Annotated in this window: 1 protein-coding gene and 1 pseudogene; both read left to right on the plus strand. The window is 41.5% G+C overall.

Annotated elements, in window-relative coordinates:
• Positions 1–765: pseudogene (locus A3762_RS15720) on the plus strand (hypothetical protein); the annotation flags it as partial.
• 92 nt (positions 766–857) lie between these two features.
• A partial coding sequence (locus A3762_RS15725; RefSeq protein ID WP_068756537.1) for a 6-carboxytetrahydropterin synthase occupies positions 858–1,436 on the plus strand: 579 nt, incomplete at its 3' end.

A 1,436-nucleotide genomic window follows, 5' to 3' on the forward strand; every position in this document is an offset into this window, starting at 1 on the left:
ATTGGCGATAACCTCTTGCTTAGTAAAACCGCAACGCGCATGGCATTACTCAATAAATGTTTTCGCGTGAATAGATCGGTCACATCACCAAAAGCACTGCTTCGATCACTCAAACTGCAATCGTCGTATATCTCTGAGATTATCCATACCTTTAATGAGAGTGTATGGCTCGCACAAAGAGAAGGACGTGCGATTAATAATATTGATACGACTAACCCTGCACTCATCAAGATGATGAGTTTAAGCAAGCCAAAAACGGAACAACTCGAATATCTTAACGCACTAAAAATTGTCCCCATCACGCTCTCATACGAATGGGACCCTTGCGATCAGATTAAAGCTAAGCGCATCATCTCACAGTCTAAAAGCACTGTTGAAGAGAAACTCGCTAGCGACAAGTTCGAAACACTCACAGGAATTATTGGAAGTAAGGGGCAGATACATGTTCACTTTGGAGCTCCGGTGTCGCTTGATGGAACAAACGCCCATGTGCAAGACATCTATGATCAGTTTGCTTCAAAGATTGATCGCGAAATGCATTGCGGTTATCGCGTGTTTCCAATTAATTCATTATGCGACAAGTTAGTCCATAATAATTACGCTCCTCCAGCAGATCTGACAGAAGAAGAACAAACCAGTTTAACAGTTTTAAATAAACGCCTTTCAGTCACGATTGAAGACAATTTGATTAATGATCTAGCCAAACAGGTCATCCAAAACTACGCTCAAGCGAGTATCCTCCAGCGCGCTGCATTAAAAGTGTAAGTTTGATTGGGAAATAAGTGGTTTTAAACCTACACTTTGGTAGACTCCGCAGCGCTATTCATTGACCATTTGGTTACCAAACAGGATTCGCCATGAACCGCCTTTTTGTTCAAAATTTAACAGTCATCGACTTCTCATATTTCGACGCTCAACGCGGCATTATGGGAGAAAGCTGGATTGTTGATATTGAATTGCAGGGCGAGCTTGATGATCAAGGTATGGTGTTTGATTTTGGTGACGTTAAAAAGCAAATTAAACAACTCATAGATACCGAAGTTGATCATCGTTTTGTTATCTCAACACAGTTGAAAAACCTGTCGATCGAGCAATCTCAGCATAAAGTCCGTCTAAATTGGGATTCTCAGCTCGGTCACTTTGAACATGAGTCGCCGAAAGACTCTGTCGTGTTGCTTGACGCCAAAACAGTCAACACGAAAAGCATCTCTAAATACCTTGAAGATAAGATCCTAGATGTACTGCCAAGCAATGTGACTGGCGTTACGCTTAAGCTTTATGAAGAGCAAATCGAAGGTGCGTATTATCATTACAGCCACGGATTAAAGAAACACTTAGGCAATTGCCAACGCATCGTACATGGCCATCGTTCTAAAATTGAGATATTTGAGAATCACAAACGCAGTTCTGAATTAGAAGATTACTGGAGTGCGTGC

The sequence above is a fragment of the Oleiphilus sp. HI0125 genome (genome assembly GCF_001635355.1).